This window comes from Paenibacillus sp. LX16, from assembly GCF_036252815.1.
Classification (GTDB): Bacteria; Bacillota; Bacilli; order Paenibacillales; family Paenibacillaceae; genus Paenibacillus; species Paenibacillus polymyxa_B.
In genome coordinates this window covers 2,746,237-2,759,262 of record NZ_CP141152.1, presented here as the reverse complement: position 1 = coordinate 2,759,262, position 13,026 = coordinate 2,746,237, and the positions used below count along the sequence as shown (strand labels likewise).

The following is a 13,026-nucleotide window of genomic DNA, read 5'->3' as shown; positions in this document are numbered from 1 at the left end:
ACGTATCTCTCCTCGCGAAATAGATATGGGTAAAAAGTAACTCCTCATAAATGACCGTCCTTGTCAAGGAACTAGCCATGCGTGTCTTTTCTCCGGCATTAAATTGCCAATGGCAGTCGGCAAAAGCGATCACTCCTGATATACCATTGAGACATGGGTGCCTTCAAAGAGCTGAATTTGATCGAAACAAGCACATCTCTCTTTTTCATCGATCACACTTTCGCAGTGCAAGCTTTTTTAGTTGGCGGACATAGTGAAATAACTCTGACTCTGGATGTATGAATACGTGTATGGAATGAGATCGTTTTTGAATTATGCTGAGAGTACATCTTGGTGGTGGGTTGTAGAATGGTTGCCGCAGTGTTAACAACGTAGTGTATCGTGATGTGTGCTGTCTGAATCTTGGCTGGAGGGTATCGATGCTGTGAGATGCATAAGCTGCTGCAGCGTGGTTAGGAGTGTAATTCTAGGCTGAAAGGAGCGAAAAAATACTCACAACTGCGCTTATAACTTCCTGATTTTGTACATGGATGAAAAAGTGATGGTCATCGGACGAGCTAACGAGATTCCCAGGCTGTTAAGGATACGTTTCGTATACCTTAAAAATAATGGAGTTGTCTTTTGGAATACGGAAGGTGTGAGAAGAATTTACCGGATATGATGCTATGGACAGGGAATCTTGCAGTTTTGCCTATACAACTGCCATGCTGTTTCAATTACAATCAGTGCTCCCATACAGTCTCTAATAAAGAAAACAGCTTATGTACTTATGAAGCTATTTCGGGAAGCAGTGAGGGCATGTTGTCATGCTTGATGTCCATGGAGCTGCTGTTGAACAACTTTCATGTTCTGTAAGCCATTCAGGCAAAGCCCTCAGGTCGGGCGAAACAAAATAACTGGATCTTCTCAGTCAGATGGATTGCGATTTTCCAAAACCAAGACATGACCGAGTCAGCATATAAATTCCCCATGTCCTCTTGCTGTCCAAAATCTCACAATAAATCCTTATATCCCTTTTTTCCTCCCAATACTTTCTAGCTATTTTAAATATACAAACTTTAAAACCGATTAGCATGGGACATAAGTTCCAAATTGATAGATTTCATGAAATCAATAAATAACCCATATTATTCTATTATTTTTATATCTTCAAATGCAAGAATTTCACTTATTTATTAAATTGAATACTCATCATGACCAATTAACGTGCTTCAAAACAAAATTTTTGATTTTATAAATTGATAAAATCAAAATGATGTAGGCTTGCAAAAAAGTCCAAAACCCTTGTACCAAAGCAAATTTCATGTTACATATCATTAACACAAATGTAACAACTCAATCCTGACATCATTCGACAAAATTCAACTTTTTCAGCAATATTCTTTAATTACCTATATCATGGAATTTATTTGTATAAAGCTGAAATGATTCAAAATTAATAACTCTTCACTTTTTAAATAGATAGTGACTTTTTATAGTTCTTTTGAACTAATTCACATACGTAATTTTCTTTAATTTTTCTTCTGAAATTTCAGTTCAGCTTAAATTTTCTCTAATTTAAGCTATAAAATTTATTTTTTAATTAATAGAAACGTTTTTATTTCCCTTTAAAAATATAAATTTTTAGAAAATCCATAACTTTGGAACTACTTTTTTTCGCGAAATTTAATGAATCGAAAATACAAAATAGCAAGTCTCCATGTTGCAAGAGACTTGCTATTTTTAACTTTTTGCGATTTGACCCTTAAGAATGAAATGAATACTCCCACAGCGAATGTACCGGAAACATTTGTTGTGTGATGTATACTGTGTACGAATCGAATCGTTTTTGTTGACGAGCGCATCACAACCGAGTGAGCTTCTGCCCTGACCAGACAGGAAACGAACCCTTGAAAAATGAGAAAACAATCCAAAAAATGATACCTATTCAACAGATTATGATATTCAATAACTAAATTTTGTCCAATGAAGTTGCGTGGTTAACAAAAATGCTGACATCTATGTAACTCGATGTCAGCAGGCAGAAATCAGCACTGTCAATTTGCTGTAAAGATATACTACGAAGTCAACAACCTTCAGCAGAATAAGAATAGTGAATAGTTCTTCACCCATCCACCACATCTGCTTGCAAATCTGTTGCAATTTCAATCATCTTAGGCACGACAGCCTCATCGGAAATAGCCACATACACATCACCCATGTAATGACGAAAAGGTATTTCTACATCAGCATACTTCCACATGAAAAAATCTCCCTCGATCGACATGGTGCTCTCAGCACCTTGTATGATTAGCACTCGTGAATACGAAAAGTCTGGCTGGGATGCAAAGTAATCTTTGCACTCCTCCAGGGAAATGGATTGCTCCACAGGACTTTCCTGCATGGAACGAGTGATTCGAAAACGCTGGTTCATTGATCTGCCTCCACAATTATGATTAAAAAATTCTGGCTTTCATACCTTATAATGTCCATATGCTGATGTCAATGTCGTTGGAATTATATGGATATTTATTGTACTTTCAAGCAGTTACTTTTAAGATGCATGTTCAAACTGACTGTTGTATAGATCGGCATAGAAGCCGCCTTTAGCCAACAATTCCTCATGGTTACCCATTTCGATAATGTCACCGTCCTTCATGACCAGAATCAGATCCGCATTCTTGATCGTCGAAAGTCGGTGAGCAATCACAAAGGAGGTTTTCCCCACAGTCAGCTGGTCCATCGCTTGTTGAATCAGCAATTCCGTACGCGTATCGACCGAGCTTGTGGCCTCATCCAGAATGAGCATGGGTGAATCTTCAATCATCGCTCTTGCAATGGTAATCAATTGCTTTTGACCGGCGGAGAGATTGGCTTTGTCGTCCAGCACTGTATCATAGCCCTGCGGCAGTGTTTTAATGAAGCTGTGCAGCCCCACCGCTCTACTAGCAGCTTCCACCTGCTCATCGGTAACATGATCTTTGGAAAAGACGATATTGTCACGAATCGTTCCTTCGAACAGCCAGGTATCCTGAAGCACCATACAGAATAATTCATGAATATTCTCACGCGTTAATTGGCTGATCGGGGTTCCGTCAATGTAGATTTCTCCATCGTTCAGCTCATAAAACCGCATGAGCAAATTCACGAGCGTGGTCTTACCAGCACCTGTCGGACCAACAATGGCAATTTTCTGACCAGCTTCAGCTTTCATGGAGAAGTCCTTGATAATCATACGATCTGTATTATAGCCGAAACGGACATGTTTGAATTCGACATCCCCTTTGGCGGTGTCCAGCTTTATGGTCTTGTGACGCTCATCTGCCAATTCTTCTTCACCCAGAAATTCGAATACACGTTCACTGGCGGCAGCCGCCGACTGCAGATTGGTTGCGGCCTGTGCCAGCTGCGACAAGGGCTGTGTAAACAGACGAATATACACCATGAAGGCGACAATAGTTCCGATAGTTATAGTCTGTTGGTTGACCAGCAAAGCTCCCACAACACAGACCGCGACATAACCAAAATTTCCAATGAACATCATGACTGGCATCATCAGACCAGACATGAATTGGGACTTCCATGCATTTGTATATAAGCGGCTGTTAATACCATGAAACACTTCCTTGGCTGCTTGTTCCCCGTTATATACCTTGACTACGTTATGACCAGCATAGGTTTCTTCGATATGACCGTTGATCTGGCCAAGCTCCGCTTGCTGTGCTACAAAGTATTTCTGTGAATGCTTCATAATCACGCTCATCAGGCAAAAGCCGATCAGCGTAGCTATAATTCCGGTAACGGTCATAATCCAGTTCGTATAAAGCATCATAATCAAGGCGCCCACGAAGGTAGCCAGCGCACTGACAAGCGTGCCGAGACTGTTGTTTAAAGTTTGTCCAATGGTATCGACATCGTTGGTTACACGGCTAAGCACATTACCGTAACTCGTAGAGTCAAAATATTTCAAAGGCATATGATCGATTTTTCGAGACAGCTCTGTCCGCATCTTCTTTGTAAGACGCTGTGAGACGGTTGCCGTAATGAAGCCCTGGAAATAGTTAAAAATAAGACCAAATCCATATAAAAGCGCCAATACAAGAACAATCTTCTGAACAGCACTTACATCAATCCCGGTTACGATTCCTTCCTGAATCAGGTTGGCAATATCACTGAGCTTATCGGGGCCAATCACGTTGAGGGTAGAGCCGACCAGGCCCAGTACCATAGCGAGTATAATCATAGGCACATAGGCCTTGCTGTAGGATACAAGCTGGCTAATGGTCTTTTTAAAATTATTCGCTTTTTCACCAGCACCACTGCCCCCCGCGGGTCCTTTACCCATGGGACCTCGCTGATTCATTTTCATTTGCTGGCTGTCGACGGTGTGTTCATTCTTATCCATGTATGAGTTCCTCCTTCGAAAGCTGCGAATATGCGATCTCCTGATAGGTGCTGCAGTTCGTCATCAGCTCTTCATGCGTGCCGCTCCCTACAATCTCTCCCTGGTCCAGCACGATAATCCGATCAGCGTCTTTGATAGTACCTATGCGCTGACCAACGATAAGTGTCGTAGCGTGGCCGGTTTCTTTTTTGAGAGCGGAGCGCAGAATCCGGTCTGTTCTGTAGTCTAATGCCGAGAAGGAATCATCGAAAATATAAATTTCCGGCTGACGGTAGATGGCACGCGCAATGGACAGCCGCTGCTTTTGACCACCGGACACGTTCGCTCCACCTTGCGAAATTCTACCCTGATATTGACCATCCATTTTTTCGACAAACTCCGTTCCTTGAGCAATACCAACGGCCTCTTTAACGAGTTTCTCCGAAGCTCCTGCTCTTCTGTTATCGCCATACGAAACGTTGGATACCACCGTACCGTTGAACAGTACAGCTCTCTGGGGGACATACCCGATTTTGTTATGGAGTGCCTGCTGATTATAGTTCCTGACATTCACACCATCCACGAGTACCTCTCCCTCGGTCACATCATAGAAACGGGGAATCAGATTGATCACGCTGGTTTTGCCGCTGCCTGTAGCGCCAATAAAGGCAACCGTCTCGCCTCGTTTCGCCGTAAAGCTAATGTTGCGAAGCACGGCCTCCTCCGCGTCCGGATATTTGAAGCTGACATTACGGAATTCCACTTGCCCCATAACGCTCTCTTCTCCAGTCGTCTCATGCCCGTTAACGATGCTGGATTCGGTATTCAAAACCTCCATGATCCGTTTGGCAGAAATCGAGGCGCGAGGCATCAGAATGAATATCATACTTACCATCATAAAGGCCATAACCACCTGCATTGCATAAGAGGAGAATACGACCATATTGGAGAACAACGTGATACGGTCTGGTACGGCCGCCCCGTTAATCAGGTAAGCGCCGATACAATAGATAGAGACGCTCAGACCTGACATAATAAAGGTCATACCTGGGCCAATCATCGTCATTAATCGGTTTGCAAACAGGTTTGTATTCGTCAACTCAACGTTAGCCTGCTCGAACTTCTCCTGCTGATACTGATCTGCATTATAAGCGCGTACTACCCGAAGTCCGATCAGATGCTCACGTGTTACCCTGTTCAGATTATCGGTGAGACGCTGGATTCTCTGGAAACTTGGAAGAGCGAAAACAACAATGACACTTAGCATTAGAATCAGAGCAGCTACGGCCGCTCCTGTGGAGGCGGTCCACTGCCAGTTTTTATCCGCAATCTTCACAATGGCCCATACGGCTAGAATCGGTGCCTTGATGATCACCTGCAGCCCCAGCGCAACCACCGTTTGAATCTGTGTAACATCGTTCGTGGAGCGGGTAATGAGGCTTGCCGTCGAAAAGTTGTTCATCTCTTCCATCGAAAAGGATAAGGTCTTGTCAAAGACCATCGCACGCAGACGCATAGCCAGCCCTGCAGCCACCTTTGCCGCGAAGTAGCCCACAATAATAGATGCAATCATACTACCGACGGCACAAAGCAACATGTAACTGCCGGGAATCAGCAGTTCGGACACAGGCGTTCCTTCCGTTTGCAGCTTGGTCGTAATTTCCGCCATATAATCAGGCAGCTTCAGATCAAGCCATACCTGCACAACGATGAAAGCTAAGCTGCAAAGCACGAGCATCCATTCATTTTTCTTGAGATATTTGAATATCTTTAGCATTCTGTTGCTCTCCTTTTATCTGATAGTCTTTGATGTTTGGTGAAGTATGGTGCGTCCTGCATCTGCATAGAAATTCAGCTTCTAGAGACAATAAGCTTAATGAGTCGAATCAGTTCTTTAGCATCCTCTTCGTCTAACTTTCGAAGAACATTCTCGGTCCATGCAATTCCTTCATTATGCCTATCAATCATAAATTGCTTACCTGAATCCGTAATGAATACAATCACCTTACGTTTGTCGTTGACATCAGTACGCCGTACAACTAGTCCTTTCTTCTCTAGACTCTTCAGTGCCGTTGCTACCCGTCCCGTACTGACGGACAAGTATTCGCTCAAGTGGCCAGAGGTAACCCCGTCCTTATTGAAATTCAGACAAATGAGAATCCCCATTTCGCCACGTGAGAAGTGCCCTCGTTCCTCTAATGCCGGTTTCCGCGATTTGACGATATACTCGAATAATTCTGTCGCTAATGCTTTATAATCCAATGGTCACAACACCTTCTCGCTAATACCTTATAGTATGAGATAATTAATCTTATAGTATAAGATAATAATAATGTCGGGTTACAAAGTCAATTAGAGAAAATATGGAATACAAAAAAACCTCCGAAACTAGCTTGTATTTTTACCCATTTTTCTACACAAAAGTCCAATAGAAATGACAAAAGAAAACTTGAGGAGCAGTTTGCAGGTGCTTTTACCAACATTCACTTCTACCATCAAAAACTAATTGTTTAGCAAATAATATGGCTTATAAATCAATAGTGCCTACACTGGACTTTCTAGAACCATCCCGTCTCCGTGAATCGAGTAAGAGACATCTTTTAATACTCTAGCTGTTTGGACTTAATAATTTCTATTCGAATATGAAATTAAAGTATAGGATGCTCCATTGCATTGTAACGTCCATGGCATGAACAACCATCTTATAGTGCCACATATCAAAACTAGTAAGAGCTAAAAATGAATCTCTTCTTATGTATCTTCCTCTGAACATCTTCATTATTGTTTGTAAGGTCAAGTTCTACATGCCGTACTTTGATGAATCGTCTGGTCATGGATTCCGCCCACAGATTCAAAGCATATTCGGCAATCTTACGCACTTCTCCCGCCACAAGCGCAAACCTTCTTCCATGCTCTCTATGATCGCAGAGTTCATTAATTAGACCTTCTGTAGAGTACCTTGATAGAGTACTTTACAGAAGGTCTAAAGGACGTACTTTTTTTGCTTAATCAACCAATTCAAATTCCTTTATCGTTGCATTCGGGCTTAAAATATTTCCCTGGACGAATATAGCTAGAGGTTCATCATTTTAGTCAGTCTTAGAACCCTGTAGTATACTGTGTAGGGATTGCAGTTTCTTTTTTCAATTTTGATGCGGCTTCCAGTGACCAATAAGGATTTCTCAGCATCCCTCTACCCACAGCAACCAGATCGGCCTCTTCATTTCCGATAACTGCATTCGCCAAAATTGGATCTTCTAGTCTTCCAACGGCCATCACCGGAATATCCAAAGCTTCTTTAATCTCTTTTGCCAAGGGGACTTGATACGCTGCGTGAGTTCCTGGTCTGCCCCATGCAGCTATAGGTCCCTCACCACCAGATGAAATATCAAACATATCTACTCCTGCCTTTTGATATTCCTTGGCAAAAGCAATGCTTTCCTTAATACCATATCCACCTTCTACGTATTCTTTGGCAGAAATACGCATCAAGAGCGGCATATCTTCCGGCATTTCGCTCTTCGCTGCCTGAATGATTTCCCGACCAAAAAGGGTAAGGTCTTTACCATATTTATCTTCCCGTTTGTTCGTAAGCGGCGAATGAAATTCATGAATCAAATAGCCATGTGCACCATGAATTTCAATGCTGTCGAATCCAGCCTTGACAGCGCGAGCTACAGCAGCACGAAATTTTTCAACTAGTCCTTTAACCTCTTCTGTTGTAAGCGCGCGAGGTTGTTTTGAACTTTCATCAAATGCAATAGCAGAGGGTGCTAAAGGGACTTCAGCATCTTCCGCCTTGCGTCCGGCATGAGCGATCTGGATTCCCACTTTGGCACCGTAGCTGTGACAAGCATCTACAATCCGTTTGAGAGCAGGAATCTGCTCATCTGACCATAAACCAAGATCAAAATCGGAGATACGACCATCTGGCTCTACATCTGTCATTTCAATCATGATAAAACCAGCTCCGCCTACCGCCCGGCTGACGTAGTGTATATAATGCCAATCTGTGGCGACCCCATCCTTTTTGTCAACCGAATATTGGCACATTGGAGGCATAACTACGCGATTTTTCAATTCCAAACCTTTAATTGTATAGGGACTAAATAAATCTTTCATGTGAGAAAGACTCCTCTCTGATTTATATTATGAAATGTATCAATAAAATGCATGCACAAGCATATACATTAACATGTTTGTTTTATTTGTCAACTCTAGGTGCGCAATTTTTCAGAGTGATTCCGTTTTTCAATGTAACTGGTGCAAATAGTTCTTTATTGTTTGGATTCATACTTGATCCTCATCTTCAGATTTTTTGCAATGCATCGACAATTGAATCGTTACCAGTAATCAGATCAAATGCTCGCTTGTATGTGTTCTTCTCATCTAAAGCTGCCACAATGGCACTTGCTACATCCTCACGAGGAATACTGCCATAGGTGATATTCTCCGCGGCAGCCACTTTTCCCGTACCGATTTCATTCAAAAGAATCCCCGGTCTTATGATTGTGTAGTTCAAACTGCTACTTTCCAGCACTCTATCCGCATAATGCTTTGCTGCATAGTAGGGGAGGATATTGTCATGCCAGTTCTTCCGGTTATTCGCCTGAATTGCACTGACCATAATAAAACGATCAATACCTGCCTTTTTAGCCGCTTCAATTGTTTTCCCAGCACCATCAAGATCGATTAACAACGTTTTTTCATATCCCGTTTTTCCACCAGAGCCAGCAGTAAACACTATAGCATCGCACCCCTTAGCGGCTTCTGCAATGGAGTCTACAGCCCCTTCCAAATCTGCAAGGACCGTTTCAACGCCCTGTTTTTGATAAGCATCAGCTCGTTCTTGTTTCCTAACCATCGCACGGACTGTGTGTTCTTTGTTTTCTTTCAATAAATGGATGAGATGTTGTCCAATTTGCCCATTTGAACCTACCACCAAAACCTTCATCTAATCACTCCTCATTATTATATCTTTTCCTTTCCCATTAACTTAAATCGCCATTCTTGGGCAGTAAGGTCGATCATCTTGTTCTAATTAAACATTAAGTAACCGAATGGTTTAGCACATTACCAAATAAAAAACATGCGCATGCATTTAAATTAGTCAAAAAATTACTTGCTGTCAAGTTTTGAATACAAATATTGATTGCTTATTTTCAAAAAAAACGTGGATGATTTGAATAAACTTTGAGCGCTTCTGGTATCCACTAGGAAGCGCTCGTACTGTATATTCATTTTGATGTGGAGGAAAATCTACATTCTCATGCTCTCCATAAAAAAGCTCAATGCATTGGACACCCACTTCTTGGGATGAAGAACAAGCTGAATTTCCAGCTTGAGCTCGGCATGCTCAAAGGGTAACACCTTTAGCTCTTCCCGTTCAATCTCCTCCAGCGCAGCCATTAGAGGTAGAATGGATATACCCTCTCCAGTTTTGATGCTCCGTTTGATCGCTTCCGGATTACCCAGCTCCAGACTCACGCGATAGGTGATTCCATTTGCTCGAAGCACTCTCTCCAGCAGTTGTCTGTAGTTGCACGTATGCTCAGGCATGATCCACTCCGCATCCACCAGATCATTCAGGTCGATTCGCTCTTTAGCGATAAGCGGATGGTTCGGATGGACAATCAGCACAAGCGGTTCTTCTCGAATGGTAATCCACTGCAACGCCGGATTGCTTGAATCGTCCGCGAGGATCAACCCAACATCGGCCTCCCCTTCCCTCACGTGGTGCAAAATCATCTCTTCGCGATCCGTATGCAATCGTATGTTCAGATCAGGGTATTCTTTGCGAGTCGCCTGCATATACGGCGGTAGAAAATACGAAGCGATGGAATCCATAGTACCGATCGTCATGGAGCCCCCGCCCTGCTTGGCCAATTTTTCTTTCGATTGCTCGAAAAGCTCCAGCATTTGTCCGGCAAGCTTGAACAGCTCTTCTCCGGCGGAGGTAAGACGAATCTTATTGTTATTGTAGCGCTCGAACAATTTAACTTGATACGTTTTCTCCAGCTTCTGAATCTGGGTCGTGACGCTGGATTGTGCGTAACCTAGCACTTCTGCTGCTCTTGTAAAGCTTTCACGAATGGCAACTTCCCGAAATGTTTGAAGATAAATGAAATCCAATCTGGCCACCCCATCGAAAATTTTGATTAGAATCATCGTTTATTATAGATAACTCTGATGCTGTTTCCTATGTTACATTAGATTTAATTCAACGGGAAGGGATAACTGATGATGATGAACGAACAACATATTCATGGGATTTTCATACCGCTGATTACACCTTTTACGCGTGACTATAAGTTGGATATCGATTCGTACCGGAAGTATGTTACCTATCTTGCAGGCCATGACATCCAGGGTCTGGTCGTTAACGGTACGACAGGAGAGTCGCCAACCGTATCCTGGGATGAAGTGAAGCAGATGGTACATGTGACGCAGGATGTTCTGAAGAGCATGAACAAAACCATTCCCATCGTCATTGGCACAGGAACGAACGATACCTATTCAACGGTGCATCGGACGGAAATGGCGGCTGAATTAGGAGCGGATGCAGCCATGGTGGTCACTCCGTATTACAACCGGCCGACGCAGGAAGGAATATTGGAGCATTTCCGTGTCGTATCTCGTGTAGGTCTGCCTGTGCTAGTATATGAGATTCCGGTTCGCACGGGTAGTCGCATGACAATAGATACAATACGCAAAGTGCTGGACCTGGATGGCGTAATTGGGCTCAAGGACAGTACGGGCGGTCTTGATTTGCTCTTAAAATTGACCCAGTACGAGACCAAGCCTGTCCTCTGCGGAGAGGATGCCTATTTCCATGCCATGCTATGCCAGGGGGCTGCCGGCGGTATGCTTGCATCCGCTCATCTCCATATCCAGAAGTATGTGGATATATACCAACGTTTTGTGGCTGGCGACATGAACGGGTCGCGTGACAGTTTCATGCTACTGGAACCAATGATCCAGCATGTATTTGCAGAGCCAGCCCCGGCCGCGATCAAGTGGTGGCTTACCCAGCAAGAGATTATTGCCGCCGAGCAATTGCGCCTGCCACTTATGCCCCTGTCAGATCAGGTGAAGCAGGGTCTCCTGAATTCAATCGTATCCTGATAAATCAGCTTATCTCAGACTAGCCAATTATAACGTAGAAGAAGCATCTCCTGGACAGGAGATGCTTCAATTTTTAGCCGGAACTGACAACCTTCAGAAAAACGAATTTGCATTAAAGGGATTATTTCCTGTAAGCGAAATTATTGCAAAAAGAGGGCTGCCGATGAATTTCACCGACAGTCCTTCTCTTTCAAGCAGTATACTCCTCACTCCTATTCGCTGGACAGCTCCTTGAGCGATTTGACTTTACCATGGGGATGCTGTTCTTGCTTTCGTGACTTCCAGGCAGCTTCTTTCCTTTTCTTCTGGTGAGCCATAACAGATATCCTCCTTTGGAAATTGTGATGTATACTACTTTCTTAAGTTGTCATTTCTCAGCTCTGTTCATTCATAAAACTAAAATCGTTGAATTTTCTCCTAAATATCACAATCCCAAATATAGGATGTCAACATCGCTTAATCATAAAAATACACCCTCGCAAACATAAAGTGCGTGAGTGTATTTTTATGATTAAGCAGATCATTGTTCTATTATAATCCATGTATGAACTTACTTATTTAAAATAGGTATCTCTCCAAGCAGATTCTTTAAGTTAATAGCATCCCACGGCATATGCTCTGTTATACCTAATCCAACTACATCTGTTTCTTCAGATAGTTCTTTAATCAGATTAAGTAGCTGAGGCATTTGCATTGTTCCCGCAGGAGAAAAATTATAGGGTGCTTCAGGGTTGGCGAACAGTAAAGAACGAAATGCTTTTGGATCAAGCACATCTAAATCAAGGTGAATAGCTAGATGCTTAATGCCACTTTCTTTAATCCACTCTCTAATAGATTCAGTACTATTCGTTAACTCTTTGGTTCCTGCAGTTTTAATCCCTAGTCTTTGAATCACTTCTGTGTCTGATTCTGCAGGAGCTATACCTAGTCTTTGAAACGCTTCTGAAATAACTTCTGTTTCTTGTTCTGTAGGAGCCGCTAATCCCGCGATAAAGACATTTTCAGGTTTTAGTGGAATTTTCACATGTTTTGCGAACTCCTCATCTCCTTCTCCCAAAAGATTTCCGAGCGGTAATGTATGACCGTTATCATAGCCCACATATCTAACTAAATCACTGTGAGCATCGATCCAAATTAAACCTAATTCCCCACCGTATCGTTCGTTCAAATAGGCAAATGGAGCTTGTTCCACTAAGCAGTCACCACCAAACATTACAATGCGATCTGGCTTATGAGCATCAATGATATGCTGAGCAGCCTCTAACTGTTCAAGTATCTGTTTTCTCCCATTCATACCGTTTTCGTTTTCAAGCGGAGTACCCTTATAAGCTTGAACTGGAACATGAATAAGGGGTTGTTCATTATCCGGAGCTAGCCAAGCAAGCAGTTCGGCTCCAAAAGAGTAATTAGGATTGTTTCCCCCTTGCCATTGTGGCATTAACAGGCGTATTGTTTTTTTAGTCATGTTTTTCTCTCCTTTACTTCAAAAGTAAGGTTAGTATAAACTGAACACAAATAAAAACGTAGTACGCACTATT

At 42.6% G+C, this 13,026-nt stretch carries 10 protein-coding genes; 1 reads left to right on the top strand and 9 read right to left on the bottom strand.

From position 1 onward, the window contains the following. Nucleotides 1-2,104 precede the first annotated feature (2,104 nt). The 7 genes from T3H97_RS12320 to T3H97_RS12290 form a co-directional block, all read right to left on the bottom strand. Nucleotides 2,105-2,413 carry a hypothetical protein gene (locus T3H97_RS12320; RefSeq protein WP_025723019.1) on the bottom strand — a complete coding sequence of 103 codons (309 nt, stop codon included), beginning with the start codon at nucleotides 2,411-2,413 and terminating at the stop codon, nucleotides 2,105-2,107. A gap of 120 nt (nucleotides 2,414-2,533) precedes the next feature. Further along, nucleotides 2,534-4,384, bottom strand: coding sequence for an ABC transporter ATP-binding protein (locus T3H97_RS12315; RefSeq protein WP_103048527.1), 1,851 nt, complete (start codon nucleotides 4,382-4,384; stop codon nucleotides 2,534-2,536). Further along, nucleotides 4,377-6,140, bottom strand: coding sequence for an ABC transporter ATP-binding protein (locus T3H97_RS12310; protein WP_328802699.1), 1,764 nt, complete (start codon nucleotides 6,138-6,140; stop codon nucleotides 4,377-4,379). The genes T3H97_RS12315 and T3H97_RS12310 overlap by 8 nt, the downstream gene beginning before the upstream one ends. 74 nt (nucleotides 6,141-6,214) lie before the next feature. Beyond that, nucleotides 6,215-6,625, bottom strand: coding sequence for a MarR family winged helix-turn-helix transcriptional regulator (locus T3H97_RS12305; RefSeq protein ID WP_013310356.1), 411 nt, complete (start codon nucleotides 6,623-6,625; stop codon nucleotides 6,215-6,217). A gap of 837 nt (nucleotides 6,626-7,462) precedes the next feature. Then, nucleotides 7,463-8,485 (bottom strand): NADH:flavin oxidoreductase/NADH oxidase, encoded by a 1,023-nt coding sequence (locus T3H97_RS12300; RefSeq protein ID WP_328802698.1) that lies wholly within the window; start codon nucleotides 8,483-8,485, stop codon nucleotides 7,463-7,465. Nucleotides 8,486-8,672: 187 nt separating this feature from the next. Then, the gene (locus T3H97_RS12295; protein ID WP_328802697.1) at nucleotides 8,673-9,317 is read right to left on the bottom strand and encodes an SDR family oxidoreductase; all 645 of its coding nucleotides are present in this window, start codon (nucleotides 9,315-9,317) and stop codon (nucleotides 8,673-8,675) included. A 305-nt stretch (nucleotides 9,318-9,622) separates the two neighbouring features. Next, the gene (locus tag T3H97_RS12290; RefSeq protein WP_442955647.1) at nucleotides 9,623-10,504 is read right to left on the bottom strand and encodes a LysR family transcriptional regulator; all 882 of its coding nucleotides are present in this window, start codon (nucleotides 10,502-10,504) and stop codon (nucleotides 9,623-9,625) included. 102 nt (nucleotides 10,505-10,606) lie between these two features. On the opposite strand from T3H97_RS12290, the gene dapA reads away from it, so the two are divergent. Further along, the gene (gene dapA / locus T3H97_RS12285) at nucleotides 10,607-11,488 is read left to right on the top strand and encodes a 4-hydroxy-tetrahydrodipicolinate synthase (protein ID WP_328802816.1); all 882 of its coding nucleotides are present in this window, start codon (nucleotides 10,607-10,609) and stop codon (nucleotides 11,486-11,488) included. A gap of 212 nt (nucleotides 11,489-11,700) precedes the next feature. On the opposite strand, the gene T3H97_RS12280 is transcribed toward dapA, so the two are convergent. Together T3H97_RS12280 and T3H97_RS12275 are read right to left on the bottom strand one after the other, a co-directional pair. After that, nucleotides 11,701-11,805, bottom strand: coding sequence for a DUF6254 family protein (locus tag T3H97_RS12280; protein ID WP_023988604.1), 105 nt, complete (start codon nucleotides 11,803-11,805; stop codon nucleotides 11,701-11,703). Between the two features lie 233 nt (nucleotides 11,806-12,038). Continuing rightward, a complete protein-coding gene (locus T3H97_RS12275; protein ID WP_328802696.1) occupies nucleotides 12,039-12,953 on the bottom strand; it encodes an arginase family protein in 915 nt (304 codons plus the stop codon). Nucleotides 12,954-13,026 lie beyond the last annotated feature (73 nt).

Coding starts and splice junctions, on each gene's coding strand:
- T3H97_RS12320 (WP_025723019.1), bottom strand. CDS start 2,413: ATGAACCAGCGTTTTCGAATCACTCGTTCCATGCAGGAAAGTCCTGTG.
- T3H97_RS12315 (WP_103048527.1), bottom strand. CDS start 4,384: ATGGATAAGAATGAACACACCGTCGACAGCCAGCAAATGAAAATGAAT.
- T3H97_RS12310 (WP_328802699.1), bottom strand. CDS start 6,140: ATGCTAAAGATATTCAAATATCTCAAGAAAAATGAATGGATGCTCGTG.
- T3H97_RS12300 (WP_328802698.1), bottom strand. CDS start 8,485: ATGAAAGATTTATTTAGTCCCTATACAATTAAAGGTTTGGAATTGAAA.
- T3H97_RS12295 (WP_328802697.1), bottom strand. CDS start 9,317: ATGAAGGTTTTGGTGGTAGGTTCAAATGGGCAAATTGGACAACATCTC.
- dapA (WP_328802816.1), top strand. CDS start 10,607: ATGATGAACGAACAACATATTCATGGGATTTTCATACCGCTGATTACA.
- T3H97_RS12280 (WP_023988604.1), bottom strand. CDS start 11,805: ATGGCTCACCAGAAGAAAAGGAAAGAAGCTGCCTGGAAGTCACGAAAG.
- T3H97_RS12275 (WP_328802696.1), bottom strand. CDS start 12,953: ATGACTAAAAAAACAATACGCCTGTTAATGCCACAATGGCAAGGGGGA.